At 49.5% G+C, this 858-nt stretch carries 1 protein-coding gene; it reads left to right on the plus strand.

The window, feature by feature from the left end:
* Position 1: 1 nt before the first annotated feature.
* The coding region (gene tuf / locus HMPREF2700_RS08915) for an elongation factor Tu (RefSeq protein WP_070591625.1) at positions 2 to 858 on the plus strand (857 nt) is incomplete at its 3' end.

The raw sequence follows: 858 nt of genomic DNA on the forward strand, positions 1-858 counted from the left end.
CATGGCTAAGGAAAAATTTGAACGTAGCAAACCGCACGTAAACGTTGGCACCATCGGTCACGTTGACCATGGTAAAACCACTCTGACTGCTGCTTTGACTACTATTTTGGCTAAAAAATTCGGTGGCGCTGCAAAAGCTTACGACCAAATCGACAACGCTCCTGAAGAAAAAGCTCGTGGTATTACCATTAATACCTCACACGTAGAATACGAAACTGAAACCCGTCACTACGCGCACGTAGACTGCCCGGGCCACGCCGACTACGTTAAAAACATGATTACCGGTGCTGCCCAAATGGACGGCGCGATCTTGGTATGTTCCGCAGCTGACGGTCCTATGCCTCAAACTCGCGAACACATCCTGTTGGCTCGCCAAGTAGGTGTACCTTACATCATCGTATTCATGAACAAATGCGACATGGTTGACGATGCCGAGCTGTTGGAACTGGTTGAAATGGAAATCCGTGACCTGTTGTCAAGCTACGACTTCCCAGGCGACGACTGCCCAATCGTACAAGGTTCCGCACTGAAAGCTTTGGAAGGTGACGCTGGTTACGAAGAAAAAATCTTCGAATTGGCTGCTGCTCTGGACAGCTACATCCCAACACCTGAGCGTGCTGTGGACAAACCCTTCTTGTTGCCTATCGAAGACGTATTCTCTATCTCTGGCCGTGGTACAGTAGTAACCGGTCGTGTAGAGCGCGGTATCATCCACGTTGGTGACGAGATCGAAATCGTAGGTCTGAAAGAAACCCAAAAAACCACTTGTACCGGCGTTGAAATGTTCCGCAAACTGCTGGACGAAGGTCAAGCTGGTGACAACGTAGGCGTATTGCTGCGTGGTACCAAACGTGAAGA

It is taken from the genome of Neisseria sp. HMSC068C04, assembly GCF_001810105.1.
GTDB lineage: Bacteria > Pseudomonadota > Gammaproteobacteria > Burkholderiales > Neisseriaceae > Neisseria > Neisseria flavescens_B.